Below are 21,284 nucleotides of genomic sequence, written 5' to 3' on the forward strand. Positions count from 1 at the left end.
CCGGAGCCCCCGCAGCGCGCCCCGAAGGGAACCCGACCTCGGGGCACGCGGCCCCGACGACGGGCACGTGCGTGAAGCTGCGGGCTTGGCCGGCGATGGGGACGGAGCGGTCGACGTGCACCCCTGGCGCCGCCTGCTCCGTCCCTGCGGCCGCAGGCACCACCCCACCGCAGCGCCCCCTGCGTTGGGTGCGCGGGGTGCGATCAATCAGCCCGCCGCACCGGGCTTGTTGGGTCCAAAGCGGTGCTTCGTGGCGCGTGGCCGCTCCATCACGGATGCGGCAACGCCTCGCCTTCCAGGTGGAGGCGAGGCGTGGGCTGGCCGTGGGCGATCAGAGGATGGGGAACTCGCCGTCCTTGACGGCGGCGACGAAGGACGCCCAGCTCTCGATCGGGAAGAGGAGGGCCGGGCCGTCCGGGTTCTTGCTGTCGCGGACCGGCATCACGCCGGGGAAGCCGTCAGCGACCTCGACGCAGTTGCCGCCGTCACCGTTGGTGTAGGACGACTTGCGCCACGCGGCGGTGGTGAGATCGTACGGAGTGGTCATCGGTGTCCAGAGTCCTTGGCCGCCGATTCGATCCGTCTGAGGCTCTCCGCCGGCGACAAAGCGGCAGCCCTGGCGAAATCGTAGGCTTGCTGGTACCGCACCAACAGTCCCGGGTCTTCGACAAGTTGCCCGCTGTGTGCACTCTCCGTATAGACGACCGGCGGAGCGTCCGCAAAGGACATCAAGGACACCACGCCCATCATGAAGGGGTGGAGTCCCGCTGACGACGGCATGATCTGCACTACGGTTCGCCGGGTCCGCGCCGCCGCAGCGATGTGATCCAGCTGCTCGCGCATGTCCTCCGGGCCGCCGACCGTGATGTCCAGAGCAGCCTCGTGGAGGATCTGCCACAACACCGGGCCTGTTGGGGAACTCAGCAACCGCGCTCTTTCCAGGCGGGCTTCGACCTTCCCCTCGATGAACTCGTCATTGACGTGAGGGTGGGTTGCCCGCACCAGGGCCCGTGCGTACCCCTCCGTCTGGAGGAACCCCGGTACCAGCATCGGCGAGTACTCGCAGATCGTCGTCGCCAGCGTCTCCAGCTCCGCCGCATCCGCGAAGTAGTCCGCGTGCTTCGACTTCCGGGCCAGCCGCGCCAGCCGCCGTAGGTGCTCACCCGTGCCGAAGATCTCGTCGAACTGCCTCGACAGGTCCTCCTGCGGCCGCCGCGTCGCGGCCTCGAACTGCCCCACGTACGTCCCCGAGCAGAAGGCCAGTTCGCCCAGCCTCTCCTGGGACATCCCCGCGGCCTCCCGCAGGCGGCGCAGTTCCGCCCCGTAGAACGACCTGGGTGAGGTGTACGGGTCGAGGTGCTTGGGCTGGGTCACGTCCTGGCCCCCTTGGTGCTGTGTGGCTTCGGTGCCGCTGCCGCAGTGGCGCTTGCTGGGGTGATCCCCCTGCACACCGTAGCGGCGGAGCGTGACGATGTGTGCACGATTGGTGAAAGCCCTCGACTCAAGAAAGGCCCCGCACATGGCCGTTCGCCGTGACCCCGAGTTCGCCGACCCCGACGAGGCCGTCCGCTTCCTCAAGAAGGCGCTCGCCGCCGTGGACGTCACCCTGCCGTCGCTGAAGGTCGACCTGCCCAGCACCTACTGGTCGTTCGCCCCGCCGCTCATCGACCTGGGCCGGTGCACCATCGACACGGCCTACCGCATCGCGGACGGGCTGCACCGGTCGGTGGGGGCTGCGGAAGGGCTTACTCCGCAGCCGAGCCGGGCCCCGGGCGCCGCCGATCAGTGACGGTGACGACCGCCCCCTCCCTTGCCCGGCCGCCCCGCGCGGCCGAGGTACGCGGCGGGGGCGCGCAGGGCGCGGGCAGCCACCTGCCGTAGCTCCTCCAGGCCCGCACGGTCGGGGTGGCCGACTCCAGGGCGACGGCGACCGCCTCCCGCGCCTCGTCGCCCTGAGCCCGCAGGTCGGCCTCCGTCCCGTCCGGGCCGCCGGCCGGCTCGGGGTCCGCCGAGGAGCGCAGGCCCCGGACGCTGTCCCCGGTGCCCGGCGGGACCGCGCAGCTGGGGGAGGAGTACGGAGTCGGCGGCCCGCGCCCGCAGGTCGGCCTCCGGCGCAGTACGACGGGCAGCTGCGGCTCGGCGCGCGTTGCCGGGGACAGGGCCGCGCCGCTCGCCCGCCGCTCCATGACGGTGTCGAGGGCGTCGCGGTCGTACGGCACCTCGCCGCTGGTGACCCGCTCGACGAACCGCTGCATCCCGGCGCCGTCCTCGACGTCCACACCGTGCCGCGCGGCGGTCCTCGCCCAGAACTTGGCGAGCCCCCACCGGGCCGGGGTCGGCCATGGCCTGCGGGTGACGTCCGGCCGCCGCGTCGAAGGCGGCGAGCGCGTCGTCCCGGGCGGGGCCGCGCGGGTCGCCCGCACCGGGTGCCACGTTCCGCGGGAGGAAGGCGAGCGTGCTTCACTCCGCCTACGTCTCCTGGGCGTTTCCCGGCAGACCAAGACCCTTCACACCTACCCGCACCGGCGCAACGCCGATGCCCGCCACCGTGACCGGCCGGGTTCACGCTCGTCAACGGTCACCTCGTGTCGATTCCGGGCCCGACCGGTCGGAGGAGCGACTGCCTGCCCGGTCAGCTGACCGGAGGAACTCACGAATGGCGGGAGCGACGGCGCGGGCGAGGTCCTCGGCCGTCCGAAGGTCGTTGCCGATCGGGACCATGGCCAGCTGTCCGTTGGGGAGGGTGCCGGCCACCTCTTCGGCCAGAGCGGTGGGGTGCCGTGCGTCGGTGCCGGGGAAGACGAGGGCCGGCGCGGTGATCCCGGTGAGTTCGCCGACGCTGCGGAACGAGCGGTCGTGGCCGATGGCGGCTGCGGCCACGATGCTGGCGGGATCCGACCGGGGGATGGCGTCGCGCACCATGGCCCCGACGACGGGCGGGAAATCGGCGAGGATGGGTTCCCAGCCGGCCTCGATGCCCTCGGTCGCGACACGGGCGGCGAACGCGTCGAGGAAGCGGATCTCGGCGTCCTTCGCCTCGTCGTCCTCGATGTCCTCGACCCCGATCAGCACGGCGGCTCCCACCCGGCCCGGGTACGCGGCCGCGGTCCTGAGCGTGATCGTGGAGCCCAGGCCCGCTCCGGCGAGTACGGCGTCGGGGAGGCCGAGGTGGTCCAGGAGCCGGATCACATCCCCGGTGTACCGGGCCCAGGTGTGGCGGGCCGGGTCCCTGCAGACCGAACGGCCGTAGCCTCGCAGGTCGGGCAGGATGACCGTGCAGCGGTCTGCGAGCCGTTCGGCCAGGGGAAGCATGCTCCTGTGGTCGGGGCCGCCGGCATGCATGAGGACGAGGGCCCGGCCTTCTCCGACGACGGTGGCGTGCAGGGCGCAGTCGTCGGCCGCCCGGTAGCTGATCTCTGTCATGAGCCGAACCTAGAGCGGGTCCAACGGCGTCCGGAACGCAAAATCCGCCGACTGATGTCGCGAGCCCGCCACCTTGGACGCCGTCGCGGTCACAGCACCAGCCGTCTGCCTGCTCAGCGGTTTCTCACCGGGAGCGGCGCGTAACGAAGCGGTGAAGGCGCGTTCTCGGCCTGCCCGGCCTGTCGGGGCTCGCTTATTCTCCCGGCATCCGGGACAGGGGGGACCGTTGACCGCGACCGTGAGGCGGCCGGGGCGCCGGCTTCCGGCCGTGCTGCGGCAGAGCGCACACCACGGCCTCGTGCTGGCCGCCGCCGCGCTCGGCCTCCTGCTCGCCGTCACCGTCCTCGCCGCGCTTGTCGCGGTCGCCGAGCAGGCCGCGGAGGCCGGGGCGCGGGAGCGGCTCGCCGCGGATCCGGACGCGGCGGTGCGGATCAGCGGGGCGTACGACCCGGAGGGCGTGGCGCGCGCGGACGGGCCGGTGCGGGGGGCGCTGGCGCGTACGTACGGCGAGGTGCCGCACCGTACGACGCGGCTGGTGCGGGCGCCGGCGGCGCGGGAGTTGCAGCTGCCGGTGGCCGGGAGCGGCGTCGGCGGGCGCGGCGCGGTGGGGCTGTCGCTGCTGTGGGCCGAGGACGCCGGTCGCCAGGCGCGGCTGACCGAGGGCGCGTGGCCGGGCGCCGGGGGCGGATCCGGGGCCGGTGGGCGGGTGGAGGTCGCGCTCGACGAGCGGTACGCGGCACGGCTGGGGCTGGCGACGGGCGACACCTTCGCGCTGGGCGGCGACGAGGGCGCGGGGGAGGGGAGCGGCGGCCCGGACGGCGGCTACGGCTCGGGCGGCGGGAGCGCGGCCGGGGCGGGGGCGGCGGAGAACGGGCGCGGACCGGGCGGCGGGGACGTCGGGTCGGAAACCGGCGCCGATTCCGCGGGGCCGCTCGGCATGCGCGTCAGCGGGCTCTACGCCCCCCGCGACCCCGACGCCCCCCTCTGGCAGGACCTCACCGGCACCTTCGGCACCCCCGACAGCGTCGGCCTCGTCGCCCGCCGCGCCTTCGCCGCCCGGCCCGCACTCCGCCACGACGCCACCGCCACCTGGCTCGCCGTCCCCGACGCCCGCCGGCTCCGGCTCGGCCAGGTCGGCCCGCTGCGCGACCGCGCCGCCGCGCTCGCCGCCGGCGACGCGGAGCGCGTCGTCTTCGGCCCCGGCGGCCCCGGCGGCCCCGGCGGCCCCGGCGGTGCCGACGGCGCCGCCGCGCTCGCCGACGTGGAGGCCGACGCGGGCCTGCCGTACGCGCTGCGGCAGCTGGACGCGCCCGTCGCCGTCGCCCGCGCCGCCACGTACCTGCCCGCGGCGCTGCTCGCCTCGCTGGCCCTGGCCGCGCTGGTGCTGACCGCCCGGCAGCTCGCCCGGCACCGCGCCGCCGAGCAGGTGCTGCTCGGCGCCCGCGGCGCCGGGCCCGTGCGGCTCGTCGGCGGGGCCGCGGCGCAGTGGGCGGCGGTGGCGCTGCCCGCCGCGCTGGCCGCGCCGTACCTGGCCGGCCCGCTGCTGCGCGGCCTGGCGGCGGCCGGGCTGCTCGACGGGCCGGCCCCGGCGAGCGCCGCGACCCGCGCGGGGTGGACGGTCGCCGGGCTGGCGCTCGCTGTGCACGCCGCCGCCGCGCTCACCCCCGTCGCCCGCGCCGCCCGCGACCGGCGCGCGGCGGCCCGGCTGCGGCGGCGGGTGCCGCGGCTGGCGGCGTACCAGCGGGCGGGTACGGACCTGGCGCTGGCCGGGGTCGCCGCGGTGGGCTGGGTGCAGTTGGTCACCTACCGCACGCCGGTCGCCGACTCCGGCGCCGTCGACCCCGTCGTCGTGCTCGCCCCCGTCGCCCTCACCGCCGCGACCGTGCTCCTGGCGCTGCGGCTGCTGCCGCTCGCCGCCCGCGCCGCCGACCGGCTCGCGCGCCGCTCCGCCGGCCTGGTCGTGCCGCTCGGCGGCTGGCACCTCGGCCGCCGGGCGGCCGGGCACGCCGGCCCCGCGCTGCTCGTCGCCCTCGCGCTGGCCATCGCCGCGCTCGGCGCCACCGCCCTCGCGGTGCTCGACCGCGGCGACCGCGACCAGGCCGCCTTCGCGGTCGGCGCCGACCTCGGCGTCGAGGCCGGGCACGAGGGCGCGGGCTTCGTGCCGCGCGCGGAGCGCCACGCGCGGTACGGCGCGCTGCCCGGCGTCGAGGCGGTCACGCCGGTGGTGGACTGGGACGTCACCGTCGGCAGCTCGTCCGCGGGGCTGACCGCGCTGGACTCCGCGGAGGTGCTGCCGACGCTCCGTACGGGCGCCGCCGCCGGCCCGGTGCCCGCGGTACGGGACGGGGCCGGGCTGCCGTACGACGCCCTCGCCGCGCTCGGCGGCACCGACCCGGCGGCGGCCCACGGGCTGCCGCTGCCCGGCCGCCCCGACGCCCTGCGCATGCGCGTGCGCCTCGACGCCGACGGGCCCGGCACCGCCGAGCCGTTCACGCTCGACGTCACCCTGGAGGACGCCGACGGCCTCGCGCACACCGTCTCCGGCACCCTGCCGCCCGCCGACGGCCGGGCGCACCGGATGGCGCTTCCGCTCGGCGCGTACCAGCACCCGCTGCGGCTCACCGGACTTCAGCTGCGCACCGAGGAGGAGACCGAGCAGCGTACGTACCGGCTGACGATCGACGACTTCGCCGCCGCCCCGCGCGGCGTCCGCTGGCGCGACCTCGTCCCCGGCGAGCGGCCCGACCGCGGCCTCGCCGGCTGCCCGGGCCGCAGGCCGGCGCCGCCGCGGGGCATGCCGCCGCGGATCGCCACCGGCTTCGTCCTCTGCGAGATCCGCGACACGCCCGGCGCGCTCTTCGACGGCGTGCTGCGCGGCCCGGACACGTCGCTGTCCGAGGAGCTGCTGAGCTGGCGGCTCCGGCTCGGGCAGGCCGGGCAGGGCAGGCCGCGGCCGGTGCCGGTGCTCGCCACCGACGCGCTGCTCGACTCCGGCCAGGCGGCGGTGGGCGAGCCCCTGCGGGCCCGGCTGCCGGGCCGCACCGAGCTGCGCGCCCAGGTCGTCGGCCGCGTCGACGCCGTCCCCGGCACCGACCCGGGGCGGGGGCGGCTGCTTGCGGACACCCGGGTGCTGGCCGCGTACCTCGTACGCGCCGGGGTCGACCCGCCGATGGAGACGCGCTGGTGGCTGGCCGCCCGCGACGGCGACGCCGCCGCCGCGCGCACGGCCGTCGAGCGCCGCCCGGAGCTGGGCACGGCGCGCGACGCGCCGGGGGAGCGGGCGGAGCTGGCGGCGTCGCCGCTGCGCGAGGGGACGGACGGGGCGCTGCGGCTGTGCCTGGTGCTGGCGCCGGCGTTCGCCGTCGTCGGCTTCGCGCTGCACAGCGTGCTGGCGGTACGGTCCCGGGCCCGGGAGTTCGCGCTGCTGCGGGCGCTGGGGGTACGGGCGCGGCAGCTGACGGCGCTGCTGTGGACGGAGCAGCTGTGCCTCGCGGCGTTCGCCGCCGCGGTGGGCACGGCGACGGGGGTGGCGCTCGCGGCGGCGGTGGTGCCGGCGGTCACGGTCACCGAGACGGGGGCGGCGGTGCACCCGGAGCTGGCGGTGGCGGTGCCCTGGCCGCGGGTGGCGGCGGTGGCGGCGGTGGTGACCCTGCTGATCTGCCTGGCGGTGGCGGCGACGGCGCGGGCGCTGGCGCGCACGGACCTGGCGCGGGTGCTGAGGGCGGGGGACGAGTGAGGGGGCGAGGGAGCGGAGCGTGGTGGCGCCGGGGGCGCGCGGAGGGGGAGGCGCGGCCGGGCGGTCCGGCGGACGGGGCGTCCGCCGCAGGGCGCGGGCCCGGCGGCGAGCGGGAGGCGGACCGGGACCGGGCGGACCGGGATGATGGCGCGGGCCGGGCGGGCCCCGTGCCGGCCGCGGAGAGCGTGGGCCCTGCGAAGGCGCCGCCCCCGGGGCGTACGGTGCCGGGGCCCGGCCGGGTTCGTACCGGGCCGCCATCCGGCGCCGCCGGCCCGGACCTGCCGTCCCGCGCTGCCGGCGGCCCCCGCCGCCCCCGCGGGGCCCGCGCCTGGCGCGAGGCGCGCGCCGACCTGCCCGCCTTCGTCTGCCTCGGCGCGGTCGTCGCGCTCCTCGCCGCCGTCGCGGCCGCCGCGCCCCCGCTGCTCGACCGGGCGGCCGGCCGGGCGCTCGTGGACCGCGTCGCGGCGGCGCAGGACGAACGGCCGCTGCTCACCCGCACCGTGTCCTTCGGCCGGCCGGTCACCGGGCTGCCGGGGGAGGGCGGGAGCAGCGTCGTCGAGGACCTGACGTGGGCCGGGCAGGACGTGACCGGCGGCGTGCCCGACGCCCTCGACGGCCTCTTCGACGAGCCCGCGCACCAGGTCCTCGTCCCCGCCGCCACCCTCGACGCCCCCCGCGGGGACGCCGCCCTGTCCCTGCTCCACACCACCGGGGCCCCCGGCCCCGCCGGCTACGCCGCCGGCCGCCCGCCCCGCGGCACCGGCCCGGACGGCCCCGTGGAGATCGCCGTCTCCACCCGCACCCGCGACGCGCTGGGGCTGCGGCTCGGCGCCCGGCTGCGGCTGTCCCCGTACCACGCCGAGCTCGACACCCCCGTCGTCGTCACCGGCTTCCTCCGCCCCCGCCCCGCCGGCCCCCGGGGCGGCCTCTGGCGCGACCACCCCCTCCTCGCCGCCCCGCTCCCCGCCGGCCGCGGGCCCGCCGAGGCGCGGGCGCTGATCGCCCCCGGCGCGCTCGACGCGCTCCTGGACCGCGGGCTGCCGTCGATCACCGTCGAGTGGCGGCTCCGCCTGCAACTGGGCGCCGGCGCCGACGAGCGCGACGAGCGCGCCACGGCCGCCGCCCGCTTCACCGGCGACGCCGGCCGCGCCAGGCTGACCCGCGCCCTCGCCGCGTACGACACCGCCTCCGCCGAGAACTTCTGCTCCAGCACCGGCCACGGCTGCATCTACGGCGCCCACCCTGCCCGGCGCCCGACCCGCACCGACCAGGTCCAGCCGATCGTCCGCGACTTCGGCGCCGAGTGGGACCAGGCGGCCCTCGTCGTCTCCTTCGCGCTCGCCTCCGTCGTCGGCGTCGGCCTGGCCGCCGCCTTCGTCACCGCCCGGCTCGCGGTGCGGCGGCGGCTCGGCCACCACCGGCTCCAGCGCGCCCGCGGCGCGTCCGCCACCGGGCTCGCGCTCTCCCGCGCCGCGCGGTACGCGCCCGCGGCGGGCGCGGGGCTGGTGGCGGGACACGCCGGGGCGCGGGCTGTGCTGCCCGCCGGCGCGGCGCCGCCGGGGTGGGCGGCGGCGGCCGCGGTGGCGGCCGCGGCGTGGCTGATGCCGCCGGTGCTGACCTGGGCGGCGGTGCGCGACCGCCGGCCGGACCGGGCCGGCCGCCGGTCCGGAGGCGCGGGCCGGCGGCTGTCCGCGGAGGCCGCGGTGGTGCTGCTCGCCGTGGCGGGCGCGGTGGCGCTGCGGGTACGCGGCACGTCCGGCGGCAGCGCGTCGGACCCGCTGGTCGCGGCGGTGCCGGTGCTGTGCGGGCTGGCGGTCGTGGTGCTGCTGATACGGATCTACCCGCCCCCGCTGCGCCTGCTGGCCCGGCTCGCGGCCCGCCGCCGCGGCCCGCTGGGGCTGCTGGCGCTCTCCCGCGCCGCCCGCGACGCGCCCGCGGCCGTGCTCGCGCTGCTGGTGCTCGTCACCACCCTGGGTGCCGCGGTCTTCGGCGGCCTCGTCACCGGCACCGTCGAGGAGGGCCGCCGCGCCGCGCTGGCCTGGCGCACCGGCGGCGCCGACGCGGTGCTGAGCGACGCTGCCAACCCGGCCGGCGACAAGGCGCTGCGCCGGGTCCCCGGCGTGGCGCACGCCGTGCCGGTCCGGCTTGTCCGTACCGACCTGACCAGCGCCGCCACCGGCCTCGGCCGCCCCGGCGCCGACCTGCTCGCCGTCGACGCCGCCGCCCTGCGGCGGGCCGACCCCGGCTCCGCCGCCGCGGCGGCGGCCGCGGGGCTGGCGGCGCTGCGGCGGGACGGCGCGGGGCGGCTGGTGCTGCCGGTGCTCGCCGGCGGGGAGCGGGCGGCCCGTACCGGCGAGACGTACGAGACGGGGTGGCCCGGCGTGCGGCTGCGCGTCGCCGGGCGGCTGGCCGGCGACGCGGCGGCCGACCCGGCGTTCGGCCCGCTGTACGCCGGGCGCGACGCGGCGCCGGGGGAGCGGCGGCGGCCCGCGGCGCCGGGGGCGGACCGGCCGGTGCTGCTGGCCGACACCGCCGCGCTGGCCGCAGCGGCCCGGGAGCGCGGCGCGGACGCGCCGGAGGGCCACACGGCCGTCCTGTACTACGGCGGCGACGGCGGCCCGGCCACCCCCGCCGCGCTGCGCGCCGCGGCGCCCGGCACGGGGCCCGGCAGCCCGTACGGGGAGCTGCTGATCGCCGCCGAGGAGCGGGCCGCGGACCGCGACGACGGCGTGCTCGGCACGATCCGGGGCGCGCACGCCGCGTGCGCGGCGCCGGCGGCGGCGCTGGCGCTGCTGACGCTCCTCGCGGAGCTGCTGCGCTCGGCGCCGGAACGCGCCCGCACCACCGCGTACCTGCGGCTGATCGGCCTCGGCCGCCGCGGCGCCACCGCCCTCGGCGCGCTGCAACTGGCCCCGCTCGCGCTCGCCGCCGCGGCCGGCGGCCTCGCCCTGGGCCTGGCGCTGCCCGCGGCCCTCGGCCCGGCCCTGGACCTCCGGGCCCTCACCGGCGGCCCGGCACCCCCGCCCCACCGCCCCGGCCTCCTCCTGACCGCGGCGCTGACCGCGGGCGTGCTCGCGCTGGTGGCGGCGGCCGTGGCGGCCGACGCGGCGGCGTCGCGCCGCAGCCGCCGCCTTGCGGCCCTGCGCGTGGGGGAGGACCGGTGACGCGGCCCCGCCGGGCGGGCCCGCGCCCGTACGAGCACCCCGGGCCCGCGGCGGTGGGCGGCCCCGGCGCCCGGTCCTGCCCGGAGAGGGCCGGGGCAGGGAGAGAGACGGCCGCCGGGCCCGCGCACGCCCGCACGTTCCGCCGCGGCTCCGCCGGGCGCGTCCACAGGCCGCTCCCGCGGTCCGGGACCGGGCACACGGCCGCACGCGCAGCGGCGGTCCCCGCTCGCGGCCGGGCCGTACCGCCGCTGCCCCACCGGGCCCCGTACCGCCGTACGCCTCGACGTCCCCGCCCGGCCGCCGCACCCCCGCACCCCTGCCCGCCCCCGGAGGCCCGCGTGACCGAACCCCGCACCCCGCCCCCCGGCCTCGCCGAACTGGAGCGCGCCGCCCGCGCCGCCCCCGCCGCGCCGCGCCGCGAGCCCGTCGTCGACTGCGACAACCTCGTCCGCATCTTCCACGCCGAAGGCGTCGAGGTGCAGGCCCTCCAGGGCCTCGACCTCACCGTCGCCGAGGGCGAGATGACCGCCCTCGTCGGCGCCTCCGGCTCCGGCAAGTCCACCCTCCTCGGCATCCTCTCCGGCCTCGACCTGCCCACCGCCGGCCGCGCCCGCGTCGCCGGGCACGACCTGCTCGCCATGGGCCGCCGCGAGCGGCTCGCGTACCGGCGCCGTACCGTCGGCTTCGTCTGGCAGCAGACCGCCCGCAACCTCCTGCCCTATCTGACCGCCCTGGAGAACGTCGCCCTGCCCATGGCGTACGCCCGGACCCCCCGCCGCGAGCGCGCCGCCCGCGCCGCCGGCCTCCTCGACGCCCTTGGCGTCGGCGACTGCGCGCACCGCCGCCCCGCGGAGCTGTCCGGCGGCGAGCAGCAGCGCGTCGCCGTCGCGGTCGCCGCCGCCAACCGGCCGCGGGTGCTGCTCGCCGACGAGCCGACCGGGGAGCTGGACACCGCGGGCGGCGAGCAGGTCTTCGCGGCGCTGCGCCGGGCCAACGAGGAGCTGGCCGCCACCGTCCTCGTCGTCACCCACGACCCGCTCGTCTCCCGCCAGGTCCGCCGCACGGTGCAGATCCGCGACGGCCGCACCGCCGCCGAGACGCTGCGGGACGAGGAGCTGGCCCCCGCCGAGTACGCGGTGCTCGACCGCGTCGGCAGGCTGCAACTGCCGCGGGAGTACGTGGAGAGGTACGGTCTGCGGCGGCGGGTGCGGCTGACCGCGGAGCGGGACCACGTCGGCGTGTGGCGCGCCGCCGAACGGCCGCAGCCCGGCGGGCCACCGCACGGCGGACAGCACGACGAGGGGGAGGACGCATGAGCGAGGACACCGGCGGAGACACCGGCGGAGAGACCGCCGCCGCGCTGCGGGAGCGGACCGCCGGCGACGGCCGCCCCATGGTCGTCGTCGAGGACCTGCACCGCACGTACGGCGGCGGCGCCACCGCCGTCCACGCCCTGCGCGGCGTGTCGCTGCGGGTGCCGCGCGGCGAGCTGGTCGCGCTGAAGGGCCGCTCGGGCTCCGGCAAGACGACCCTGCTCAACCTCGTCGCCGGGCTCGACGTCGCCGACTCCGGGCGCATCGAGCTGGACGGCGTGGCGCTGTCCGGGCTCGGCGAGGCGGAGCTGCTCGAACTGCGGCGGGACCGGATCGGGCTGGTCTTCCAGTCTTTCGGGCTGATCCCGATCCTGACCGCCGCGGAGAACGTCGGGGTGCCGATGCGGCTGCGCAAGGTGCCGCCGCGGGAGCGGGAGGAGCGGGTGGAGCTGCTGCTCGCGCTGGTCGGTCTGGCGGACCACGCCGCGCAGCGGCCCGGGGAGCTGTCCGGCGGGCAGCAGCAGCGCGTCGCGATCGCCCGGGCGCTGGCGAACCGGCCGGCGCTGATCATCGCGGACGAGCCGACGGGGCAGCTGGACGCGGAGACGGGGCACGCGGTGATGGAGCTGCTGCGCGCGGTGGTGCGCGGCGAGGGCGTCACCGCGCTGGTGGCCACGCACGACGCGGCGCTGCTGGACGTCGCGGACCGGGTGCTGGAGCTGCGGGACGGCACGATCACCGACCACGCGGACGCGGCCCGTACCGGACCGGAGGCCCCCGCCACCTGACCCGTACGCCCCACCCGGCCGGGCCCGCACGGCGTCCCGCGCCCGTGTCCCGCGCCCGCGCCCCCACCGGCCCCGTCAGAGTCGCGTCAAGGTCCGCCCCGCACGCCCCGCCCACCCCGCCGCGCCGTCCCGGCGGCCGTACGCTCGACGGTGCGACACGCACGGGATCGGACGGACAATCGACTCATGACACGGGGCAAGCTGCGGATCTACCTGGGGGCGGCGCCGGGCGTCGGCAAGACCTACGCGATGCTCTCCGAGGCGCACCGCCGGCTGGAGCGCGGCACCGACGTCGTCGTGGGCTTCGTCGAGCACCACGACCGCCCGCGCACCGCGGCGCTGCTGCACGGCCTGGAGCAGATACCGCGCCGTGAGCTGGACCACCGCGGCGCGCGGTTCGCCGAGATGGACGTGGACGCCGTCCTCGCCCGCCGCCCCGCCGTCGCGCTCGTCGACGAGCTGGCGCACTCCAACGTCCCCGGCTCCCGCAACGAGAAGCGCTGGCAGGACGTCAAGGAACTGCTGCACGCCGGCGTCGACGTCATATCGACCGTCAACATTCAGCACCTGGAGTCGCTGGGGGACGTCGTCGAGAACATCACCGGCGTACGGCAGCGGGAGACCGTACCGGACGCCGTGGTCCGCAGGGCCGACCAGATCGAGCTTGTCGACATGTCGCCCGAGGCGCTGCGCCGCCGCATGGCGCACGGCAACATCTACGACCCCGGCAAGGTCGACGCCGCGCTGTCCAACTACTTCCGCCCCGGCAACCTCACCGCCCTGCGCGAGCTGGCGCTGCTCTGGGTCGCCGACCGCGTCGACGACTACCTGCGCGAGTACCGCAGCGAGCACCGCATCCGCGACACCTGGCAGGCCCGCGAGCGCATCGTCGTCGGCCTCACCGGCGGCCCCGAGGGCCGTACCCTCATCCGCCGCGGCGCGCGCCTGGCCACCAAGGGCGCGGGCGGCGAGATCATGGCCGTCTACATCTCCCGCAGCGACGGCCTGACCCCCCTCACCACCGCCTCCCCCGAGGAGCTGGCCGTCCAGCGCACCCTGGTCGAGGACCTGGGCGGGACGTTCCACCACGTCATCGGCGACGACGTGCCGGACGCCCTGCTGGAGTTCGCGCGCGGCGTCAACGCCACCCAGATCGTGCTGGGCTCCAGCCGCCGCAAGGCGTGGCAGTACGTCTTCGGCCCCGGCGTCGGCGCCACCGTCGCCCGCGACTCCGGCCCCGACCTCGACGTGCACATCGTCACCCACGACGAGGTCGCCAAGGGCCGCGGGCTGCCGATATCCCGCGGCGCCCGCCTCGGCCGCGGGCGCATCATCGCCGGCTGGCTCACCGGCCTGGCGGGACCGGCGCTGGTGACCTGGCTGCTGCTCGTCCTCGACCCGGCCCTCGGGCTGCCCAACGAGGTGCTGCTGTTCCTCTTCGCCACCGTCCTGGCCGCGCTGCTCGGCGGCACCCTGCCGGCGCTGGCCTCGGCCGCGGTGGGCTCGCTGCTGCTGAACTACTACTTCACCCCGCCCGTGCGCACCTGGACCATCGCCGACGGGCGGAACATCGTCGCCCTCGCGGTGTTCTTCGCCGTGGCCGTCGCCGTCGCGTCCGTCGTCGACCTCGCCGCCCGCCGCACGTCCCAGGCCGCCCGGCTGCGCGCCGAGTCCGAGGTGATGTCGCTGCTCGCGGGCAGCGTGCTGCGCGGCGACACGTCGCTCGAATCGCTGCTGGACCGGGTGCGCGAGACGTTCTTCATGGAGTCCGTGTCGCTGTTCGAGCGGCAGCGCGGCGAGGACGGCTGGACGTGCGTCGGCCGCGTCGGCAGCGATGCCTGCGGGCCGGCCAACCCCGACGACGCCGACGCCGACATGCCCGTCGGCGACGACATGGCGCTGGCGCTGACCGGCCGCAAGCTGCCCGCCGACGACCGCCGGGTCCTCGGCGCGTTCGCCGCCCAGGCCGCCGTCGTCCTGGAGCGGGAGCGGCTGTCCGCCGAGGCCGTGGACGCCCGCAAGCTGGCCGAGGGCAACCGCATCCGCACCGCCCTCCTCGCCGCCGTCAGCCACGACCTCCGTACGCCCCTGGCCGCCATCAAGGCCGCCGTCACCTCGCTGCGCTCCGACGACGTGGCGTGGTCGGAGGAGGACGAGGCCGAGCTGCTCGCGGCCATCGAGGAGGGCGCCGACCGGCTCGACGCCCTCGTCGGCAACCTCCTCGACATGTCCCGGCTGCAGACCGGCACCGTCACCCCGCTGCTGCGCGAGATCGACCTCGACGAGGTGGTGCCCAGGGCGCTGGCCGGGGTCCCCGAGGGCAGCGTCACGCTGCGGATCCCCGAGAGCCTGCCGATGGTCGCGGTGGACGCCGGGCTGCTGGAGCGCTCGGTGGCGAACGTCGTCGAGAACGCGGTCACCTACAGCCCGCCCGGCACCCCCGTCCTGGTGCAGGCCAGCGCCCTCGGGGACCGGGTCGAGCTGCGCGTCGCCGACCGCGGCCCCGGGGTCCCCGACAGCGGCAAGGACCGCATCTTCGAGCCGTTCCAGCGCTACGGGGACGCCCCCCGCGGCGCCGGCGTGGGCCTCGGCCTCGCGGTCGCCCGCGGCTTCGCCGAGGCGCTGGGCGGCACCCTGGTCGCCGAGGACACCCCCGGCGGCGGACTGACCATGGTGCTGACGCTGCGGGCGGCACCCGGCCGCGGCGCGCCCGCGCCGGCCGAACTGCCCGCCCGGGCGACGACGTGACACCGCCGGCGCCCGCCCCCTCCCCGCCCGCGTCCCCGCCCGCGCAGCCGTATCCACCGCCTCCGCCCGAACGAAAGGCAGCAGCCATGCACCGGGTGCTCGTGGTCGACGACGAGCCGCAGATCGTGCGCGCGCTCGTCATCAACCTCAAGGCGCGCCAGTACGAGGTGGACGCCGCCCAGAACGGCGCCACCGCGCTCCGGCTCGCCGCCGAACGCCACCCCGACGTGATCGTCCTGGACCTCGGCCTGCCCGACATGGACGGCGTCGACGTCATCCGCGGCATCCGCGGCTGGACCCGGGTGCCGATCCTGGTGCTCTCCGCCCGGCACAGCTCCGACGAGAAGGTCGAGGCCCTCGACGCCGGCGCCGACGACTACGTGACCAAGCCCTTCGGCATGGACGAGCTGCTCGCCCGGCTGCGCGCCGCCGTCCGCCGCGCCGAGCCGTCCGTGCCCGCCGGCGACCAGGCCGTCGTCACCACGGACGCGTTCACCGTCGACCTCGCGGCCAAGAAGGTCAACCGTGACGGCGCCGACGTACGCCTCACGCCTACCGAGTGGCACCTGCTCGAAGTGCTCGTCCGCAACGCGGGCCGGCTGGTCGGCCAGAAGCAGCTCCTCAAGGAGGTCTGGGGCCCCTCGTACGGCACGGAGACCAACTACCTGCGGGTCTACATGGCCCAGCTGCGCCGCAAGCTGGAGGCCGACCCCGCACACCCGCGGCACTTCGTCACCGAGCCCGGCATGGGCTACCGCTTCGAGCAGTGAAACGGACCGCCCCGGGCGGGTACCCTGCGGGCATGGACCCCGCCCGCAGCCCCGACCGACCCGCCGGCCGGCTCCGCCGGCTGCTGGGCCGGATCACCGGCGCCGCGGAGCCGCCGGCCGAGGACTCCCTGCCGCCCGAGGAGGAGACCGCGGAGGTCACGCCCATCCGGCAGTGCCACGACCGCGCCGTCGTCACCGTCACCGGCAGTCTCCGCGCCGTCACGCTCCAGCCGCGCGCCGGCGTGCCCGCGCTGCAGGCGGAGCTCTTCGACGGCACCGACTCGCTCGACCTGGTCTGGCTCGGCCGCCGCGCCATCACCGGCATCGAACCCGGCCGCGGCCTGACCGCCTCCGGCCGGATCGCGATGAGCCGCGGGCGGCGGGTGCTCTTCAACCCCAAGTACGAACTGCGACCCCTCGGACAGGAGCAGCGGTGACGTCTTTCGAGAAGCCGGCCGACGACCGTGCCGGCGGGGCCGCCGCCCCCGGGGGCACGCCCGGCGCCCCGCCGGGGCAGGAAGCCGACCCGGCCGCCGCCTCCGACGCGCCGCAGGGCGACTCGCACGCCGTCACCCAGGCCGCGATGGCCGAGGCGTTCGGCGGCGTCCGCGGCATGGTGGAGACGACCGTCCCCGGGCTGGTCTTCGTACTCGTCTACACCATCGGCTCGGAGATCCGGCCGTCCGCGTTCGCCGCCCTCGGCGTCTCGCTGCTGCTCGGCCTCTCCCGGCTGGTCACCCGCGGCACCCTCAAGCACTCCTTCGGCGGCGCCTTCGGCGTGGCCATCGGCGTCGCCTTCGCGATGATGACCGGCAACGCCAAGGACTTCTACCTCCCCGGCCTGCTCTACGGCCTCGGGCTGGCGCTGGCGTACCTGCTGAGCAGCGCGGCCGGGCTGCCGCTGATCGGGCTGATCCTCGGCCCGCTGTTCCGCGAGAACCTGTCCTGGCGCACCCGCAACCCCGGCCGCAAGAAGGCGTACACCAAGGCCAGCTACGCCTGGGGCCTGATCTTCCTGACCAAGTCCGCGATCCTCTTCCCGCTCTACTTCTGGGCCGACCCCAAGGAGTTCGGCTGGGTGATCGTGGCGCTGAAGATCCCGCCGCTGCTGCTGGCGGTCACGCTCACGTACGTCTTCCTCAAGCAGGCGCCGCCGCCGATCGACGTGATCGCCGAGATGGAGGCGGAGGAGAAGGCGCAGGAGGAGCGGGAGAAGCGGGACGAGCGGGAGAAGCAGCGGCAGGGGGAGCCGCGGACGGCGGCCGAGCTGGAGTAGCGCCGCCGCCGGCCCCTCGCCGGGTCAGCCCCCGCGCCGTACGGAAAGCAGCTCCTCCAGCTGCTCCTCGCGCGCCTGCGCGGCGACGAAGAGCAGCTCGTCCCCGGCCTCCAGGGTGTCGTCCGGCTTCGGGGTGAGGACCGTGCTGCCGCGGATGATCGTCACCAGCGTGGTGTCCGCGGGCCAGTCGACGTCGCCGACGGCGGTGCCGGTGAGCGCCGACTCCTCCGGCAGCGTCAGCTCGACGAGGTTCGCGTCGCCGTGGCTGAAGCGCAGCAGCCGGACCAGGTCGCCGACGCTGACCGCCTCCTCCACCAGCGCGGACATCAGCCGCGGGGTGGAGACGGCGACGTCCACGCCCCACGCCTCGTTGTAGAGCCACTCGTTGCGCGGGTTGTTGACCCGGGCGACCACGCGCGGCACCCCGTACTCGGTCTTGGCGAGCAGCGAGACGACGAGGTTCACCTTGTCGTCGCCGGTGGCGGCGATGACCACGTGACAGCGCTGCAACGCGGCCTCGTCCAGCGAGGCGATCTCGCAGGCGTCGGCGAGCAGCCACTCCGCCCGCGGCACCCGCTCCACCGCGATGGCGGTGGGCGTCTTGTCGATGAGCAGCACCTCGTGCCCGTTGTCCAGCAGCTCACCCGCGATGGAACGGCCCACCGCGCCGGCGCCCGCGATAGCCACTCTCACCGTCGGTCCTCCGTGTCCGGGCCCTTGGCGCAGGCCGCCTCGACCTGCTCCACCTCGTCGGTACGCATGATCACATGCAGCAGGTCGCCGTCCTGCAGCACCGTCTTGGCGGTGGGCAGCACCGCCTCGCCCTGCCGGGTGAGGAACGCGACCCGTACCCCCGTCTCCTCCTGCAACTCGGCCACCCGGTGCCCGATCCAGGCCGCCGAGGTGTGCACCTCGGCCAGCTCCACCCGGCCGCTCGGGTCCCGCCACAGCGGCTCCGCGCCCGAGGGCAGCAGCCGGCGCAGCATCTGGTCGGCGGTCCAGCGGACGGTGGCGACGGTGGGGATGCCGAGGCGCTGGTAGACCTCGGCGCGGCGGGGGTCGTAGATGCGGGCGGCGACGTTCTCCACGCCGAACATCTCGCGCGCCACCCGGGCGGCGATGATGTTGGAGTTGTCGCCGGAGCTGACCGCGGCGAACGCCCCGGCCTCCTCGATACCGGCGTCCTTCAGCGTGTCCTGGTCGAAGCCGATGCCGGTGATCCGGCGCCCCCCGAAACCGGAGCCCAGGCGGCGGAACGCGGTGGGGTCGCGGTCGATCACCGACACCGTGTGTCCCTGCTGCTCCAGGGTGCGCGCCAGGGTGGACCCCACCCGGCCGCACCCCATGATCACGATGTGCACGCGGCGTCCCTCCGCCATGTCCGGCCGTTTCCGTTCAAGCTACACACCCCCGGGGCAGGGGGGCACCCCGGGTGGGGCGGGCGGGGCGGCACGCGCGGGCGCCTAGACTGAGGCGACGAGCCCCCACCCCGACCGTCCGCCCCACCCCCCTCGTACGCCAGGAGCCGCCCCCGTGCCCGAAGAGCAGCCGCCGCCCGCGACGTCCGAGCCGCGCGCGGGGGAGGAGTACGAGGTCGAGGTCGGCCCGGTCGCGCACGGCGGGCACTGCGTCGCCCGTACGGCCGAGGGCCAGGTGCTCTTCGTACGCCACACGCTGCCCGGCGAGCGGGTCGTCGCCCGCGTCACCGAGGGCCGCGCCGGGGCCCGCTTCCTGCGCGCGGACGCGGTGCGGGTGCTGGAGCCCGCGAAGGACCGCATCGAGGCGCCGTGCCCCTACGCCGGCCCCGGGAAGTGCGGCGGGTGCGACTTCCAGCACGTCGCCCCGGGCGCGCAGCGGCGGCTGAAGGCGGACGTACTCGCCGAGCAGCTGAGCCGGCTCGCCGGGCTGACCCCCGAGGACGCCGGGTGGGACGGCACGGTGGAGCCGGCGCCGGGCGACAAGGTGAACAAGGGCGAGGTGCCGGCCTGGCGCACCCGGGTGCAGTACGCGATCGACCCCGACGGCCGGGCGGGCCTGCGCCGCCACCGCTCGCACGAGGTGCAGCCGGTCGACCGGTGCCTCATCGCGGCGCCGGAGGTCGAGGAGCTGGGCGTGGAGAGCCGGGAGTGGCCGCAGCTGGCCACCGTCGAGGCGATCGCCGCCACCGGCTCCGGCGACCGCCAGGTCGTCCTCACCCCCCGCCCGGGCGCCCGCCTCCCCCTCGTCGAACTGGACCGCCCCGTCTCGGTCCTCCGCACCGAACCCCCCGCCACCCCCGGCGCCCCGCCCGCCGTCCACCGCGTCCACGGCCGCGACTTCGTCCGCGAACGCGCCGCCGGCCGCACCTGGCGCGTCGGCGCGGGCGGCTTCTGGCAGGTGCACCCGAAGGGCGCGGACCTGCTCGTCGACACCGTCATGACGGGCCTGATGCCGAAGAAGGGCGACATGGCCCTCGACCTCTACTGCGGCGTCGGCCTCTTCGCCGCCGCCCTCGCCGAGCGCGTCGGCCCCAAGGGCGCCGTCCTGGGCGTGGAGTCCGCCAAACGCGCCGCCGCCGACGCCCGCCACAACCTCGCCGACCTCGACCGCGTACGCGTCGAACACGGCAAGGTCGAACAGGTCCTGCCCCGCACGGGCATCACCGAGGCCGACCTCGTCGTCCTGGACCCGCCCCGCACCGGCGCCGGCCGCCGCGTGGTCACCCAGATCACCGCCCTCCAGCCCCGCCGCATCGCCTACGTGGCCTGCGACCCGGCGGCCCTGGCCCGGGACCTGTCGTACTTCCAGGACGCCGGCTACGCCCCGAAGTGGCTCCGCGCCTTCGACCTGTTCCCGATGACCCACCACATGGAGTGCGTCGCGGTGCTGGTGAGATCCGAAAAGGCCACCTGACCCGCGATTTTCGTGATGCGCATGATGTGCGCTGTGCCGGGCACGGCCGAGGCCCGGCCGCGCCGGGGGGCGGGACCGGGCCGGGTGGTGGTGCCGTGATCAGCCGCTGAGCGTGGCCTTGATGGTCTTCAGGTCGCCGGAGGGCAGCAACACCCTGGCGGTGGCGAAGTACTCATACGGGCCCCCGATCAGAACGCCCTCTGTCGTGGTCACCGTGGTGTTCCACTTGGACGTGCGCCGGGTGCAGGAGGGGTCGCAGAGGTCCTTGGTCTTCGCGACCCTGCCGTCGTCGTTGTCCATCCCGGTCCTGACCCACCGCGGCGCGATCCACATGCCGCTGGCCGGGACCACCGTCAGGCTGCCGCGCTGCTGCCACTCGTCGCGGACCTGGCGCTGGAGCCGGGTGACGCAGAACTTGCCGGCGCGGTAGGAGTCGCACTTCCCGGCCAGCTTGACCCAGGGGCTCCAGGAGGCCATGACATCCCACCGGTCGGTCGGGGAAGCACCCTCGACCTTGTACACGGCGGCGGAGGTGTTGACGGGCGACCACGAGGAGGTCCACGACGACGTCTTCCTGGTGCAGCCGTCCGGACAGACCTGGGAGCTGCCGCCGGAGGTCCACGAGTACGTGAGCGGCTGGAGCCACTGCCCCTCGGCCGGGGTGACGTGTACGCGCCCGCGGTAGCCGGTGACGGAGCCCGAGTCGGTGACGCGCTTCTGCACGTTGACGCAGACCGTGCCGGGGCTCACGCCGCCGGGAATCTCCTCGCAGTTCCTGTCGTGGGCCTTCCAGGTCGTGCCGGCCTGGGCGGCGGGGGCGGCGGCGAGGACGCCGCCGAGGAGTGCGATCGCGGACGTGAATGCGATCAGGGCTGCTCTGACTTTTCGCAAGGGATGCTTCCTTCCGGTCCCGATGTGCGGGGCCGCCCCCGCTAGCTCCGCAAACGAGGGTGAGGCCGGGACGCGGCGCCTGGCCACAGTCGGCGGAAAAGTGACCACATCCCGGGACATGCAACTCGCTGACCTGCGGGGATGCCACCCGCAGAGTTACCACGGCGGGACGCCTGGGAACGGCGGGTGGCTTATTCTGCACTACAGACGGAGTCGTCGATCCGAGCGTGCCACGACGGCTGATGCGGAACGGGACCGGGCCCCGCGCGGTCGGGCCGGCGGT

At 76.8% G+C, this 21,284-nt stretch carries 17 protein-coding genes; 10 read left to right on the forward strand and 7 right to left on the reverse strand.

Translation table 11 applies throughout. The annotated features are described in order from the left end of the window. Positions 1-331: 331 nt before the first annotated feature. Positions 332-547, reverse strand: coding sequence for a DUF397 domain-containing protein (locus ACHZ99_RS13990; protein WP_420304858.1), 216 nt, complete (start codon positions 545-547; stop codon positions 332-334). Beyond that, the gene (locus ACHZ99_RS13995; RefSeq protein WP_420304859.1) at positions 544-1,374 is read right to left on the reverse strand and encodes a helix-turn-helix domain-containing protein; all 831 of its coding nucleotides are present in this window, start codon (positions 1,372-1,374) and stop codon (positions 544-546) included. The genes ACHZ99_RS13990 and ACHZ99_RS13995 overlap by 4 nt, the downstream gene beginning before the upstream one ends. Before the next feature lie 145 nt (positions 1,375-1,519). On the opposite strand from ACHZ99_RS13995, the gene ACHZ99_RS14000 reads away from it, so the two are divergent. Further along, complete coding sequence (locus ACHZ99_RS14000) at positions 1,520-1,789, forward strand: hypothetical protein (protein WP_420304860.1); 270 nt, start codon at positions 1,520-1,522, stop codon at positions 1,787-1,789. Here ACHZ99_RS14000 and ACHZ99_RS14005 read toward each other — a convergent pair. After that, positions 1,746-2,423: a hypothetical protein gene (locus ACHZ99_RS14005; RefSeq protein WP_420304861.1), complete on the reverse strand. Its 678-nt coding sequence runs from the start codon at positions 2,421-2,423 to the stop codon at positions 1,746-1,748. The genes ACHZ99_RS14000 and ACHZ99_RS14005 overlap by 44 nt on opposite strands. Before the next feature lie 148 nt (positions 2,424-2,571). Then, positions 2,572-3,423: an alpha/beta fold hydrolase gene (locus ACHZ99_RS14010; RefSeq protein WP_420304862.1), complete on the reverse strand. Its 852-nt coding sequence runs from the start codon at positions 3,421-3,423 to the stop codon at positions 2,572-2,574. Positions 3,424-3,691: 268 nt separating this feature from the next. On the opposite strand from ACHZ99_RS14010, the gene ACHZ99_RS14015 reads away from it, so the two are divergent. From ACHZ99_RS14015 to ACHZ99_RS14050, 8 genes are all read left to right on the forward strand, one after another. Further along, on the forward strand, positions 3,692-7,159 hold the full coding sequence (locus ACHZ99_RS14015; RefSeq protein WP_420304863.1) for an FtsX-like permease family protein: 3,468 nt from the start codon (positions 3,692-3,694) through the stop codon (positions 7,157-7,159). 185 nt (positions 7,160-7,344) lie between these two features. Continuing rightward, positions 7,345-10,323: a hypothetical protein gene (locus tag ACHZ99_RS14020; protein WP_420304864.1), complete on the forward strand. Its 2,979-nt coding sequence runs from the start codon at positions 7,345-7,347 to the stop codon at positions 10,321-10,323. Positions 10,324-10,661: 338 nt separating this feature from the next. Continuing rightward, entirely contained in the window at positions 10,662-11,639 is a 978-nt protein-coding gene (locus tag ACHZ99_RS14025; protein WP_420304865.1) for an ABC transporter ATP-binding protein, read from the forward strand. Then, positions 11,636-12,424, forward strand: a complete 789-nt coding sequence (locus tag ACHZ99_RS14030; protein WP_420304866.1) for an ABC transporter ATP-binding protein — start codon at positions 11,636-11,638, stop codon at positions 12,422-12,424. The genes ACHZ99_RS14025 and ACHZ99_RS14030 overlap by 4 nt, the downstream gene beginning before the upstream one ends. Positions 12,425-12,610: 186 nt before the next feature. Beyond that, positions 12,611-15,172: a DUF4118 domain-containing protein gene (locus ACHZ99_RS14035; RefSeq protein WP_420304867.1), complete on the forward strand. Its 2,562-nt coding sequence runs from the start codon at positions 12,611-12,613 to the stop codon at positions 15,170-15,172. A gap of 86 nt (positions 15,173-15,258) precedes the next feature. Next, on the forward strand, positions 15,259-15,942 hold the full coding sequence (locus ACHZ99_RS14040) for a response regulator (protein ID WP_420304868.1): 684 nt from the start codon (positions 15,259-15,261) through the stop codon (positions 15,940-15,942). Positions 15,943-15,974: 32 nt separating this feature from the next. Beyond that, positions 15,975-16,379: an OB-fold nucleic acid binding domain-containing protein gene (locus ACHZ99_RS14045; protein WP_420304869.1), complete on the forward strand. Its 405-nt coding sequence runs from the start codon at positions 15,975-15,977 to the stop codon at positions 16,377-16,379. Beyond that, positions 16,376-17,218 (forward strand): DUF3159 domain-containing protein, encoded by an 843-nt coding sequence (locus tag ACHZ99_RS14050; RefSeq protein ID WP_420304870.1) that lies wholly within the window; start codon positions 16,376-16,378, stop codon positions 17,216-17,218. The genes ACHZ99_RS14045 and ACHZ99_RS14050 overlap by 4 nt, the downstream gene beginning before the upstream one ends. A 24-nt stretch (positions 17,219-17,242) precedes the next feature. Here the strand turns inward: ACHZ99_RS14050 and ACHZ99_RS14055 are convergent, their stop codons facing one another. Further along, positions 17,243-17,911, reverse strand: coding sequence for a potassium channel family protein (locus ACHZ99_RS14055; RefSeq protein ID WP_420304871.1), 669 nt, complete (start codon positions 17,909-17,911; stop codon positions 17,243-17,245). Then, positions 17,908-18,579, reverse strand: coding sequence for a potassium channel family protein (locus ACHZ99_RS14060; protein WP_420305207.1), 672 nt, complete (start codon positions 18,577-18,579; stop codon positions 17,908-17,910). The genes ACHZ99_RS14055 and ACHZ99_RS14060 overlap by 4 nt, the downstream gene beginning before the upstream one ends. Positions 18,580-18,751: 172 nt before the next feature. On the opposite strand from ACHZ99_RS14060, the gene ACHZ99_RS14065 reads away from it, so the two are divergent. Next, positions 18,752-20,110: a class I SAM-dependent RNA methyltransferase gene (locus ACHZ99_RS14065; RefSeq protein ID WP_420304872.1), complete on the forward strand. Its 1,359-nt coding sequence runs from the start codon at positions 18,752-18,754 to the stop codon at positions 20,108-20,110. Between the two features lie 99 nt (positions 20,111-20,209). Here the strand turns inward: ACHZ99_RS14065 and ACHZ99_RS14070 are convergent, their stop codons facing one another. Beyond that, positions 20,210-21,001, reverse strand: a complete 792-nt coding sequence (locus ACHZ99_RS14070; protein ID WP_420304873.1) for a hypothetical protein — start codon at positions 20,999-21,001, stop codon at positions 20,210-20,212. Positions 21,002-21,284 lie beyond the last annotated feature (283 nt).

Origin of the sequence: Streptomyces sp. MAR4 CNX-425 (genome assembly GCF_048656465.1) — a bacterium.
In the GTDB taxonomy this organism is placed as follows: Bacteria; Actinomycetota; Actinomycetes; order Streptomycetales; family Streptomycetaceae; genus Streptomyces.

What these genes read in the sequence shown, in the direction of transcription:
- ACHZ99_RS13990 (WP_420304858.1), bottom strand. Translation starts at nt 547, where the DNA reads ATGACCACTCCGTACGATCTCACCACCGCCGCGTGGCGCAAGTCGTCC.
- ACHZ99_RS14000 (WP_420304860.1), top strand. Translation starts at nt 1,520, where the DNA reads ATGGCCGTTCGCCGTGACCCCGAGTTCGCCGACCCCGACGAGGCCGTC.
- ACHZ99_RS14010 (WP_420304862.1), bottom strand. Translation starts at nt 3,423, where the DNA reads ATGACAGAGATCAGCTACCGGGCGGCCGACGACTGCGCCCTGCACGCC.
- ACHZ99_RS14030 (WP_420304866.1), top strand. Translation starts at nt 11,636, where the DNA reads ATGAGCGAGGACACCGGCGGAGACACCGGCGGAGAGACCGCCGCCGCG.
- ACHZ99_RS14035 (WP_420304867.1), top strand. Translation starts at nt 12,611, where the DNA reads ATGACACGGGGCAAGCTGCGGATCTACCTGGGGGCGGCGCCGGGCGTC.
- ACHZ99_RS14040 (WP_420304868.1), top strand. Translation starts at nt 15,259, where the DNA reads ATGCACCGGGTGCTCGTGGTCGACGACGAGCCGCAGATCGTGCGCGCG.
- ACHZ99_RS14045 (WP_420304869.1), top strand. Translation starts at nt 15,975, where the DNA reads ATGGACCCCGCCCGCAGCCCCGACCGACCCGCCGGCCGGCTCCGCCGG.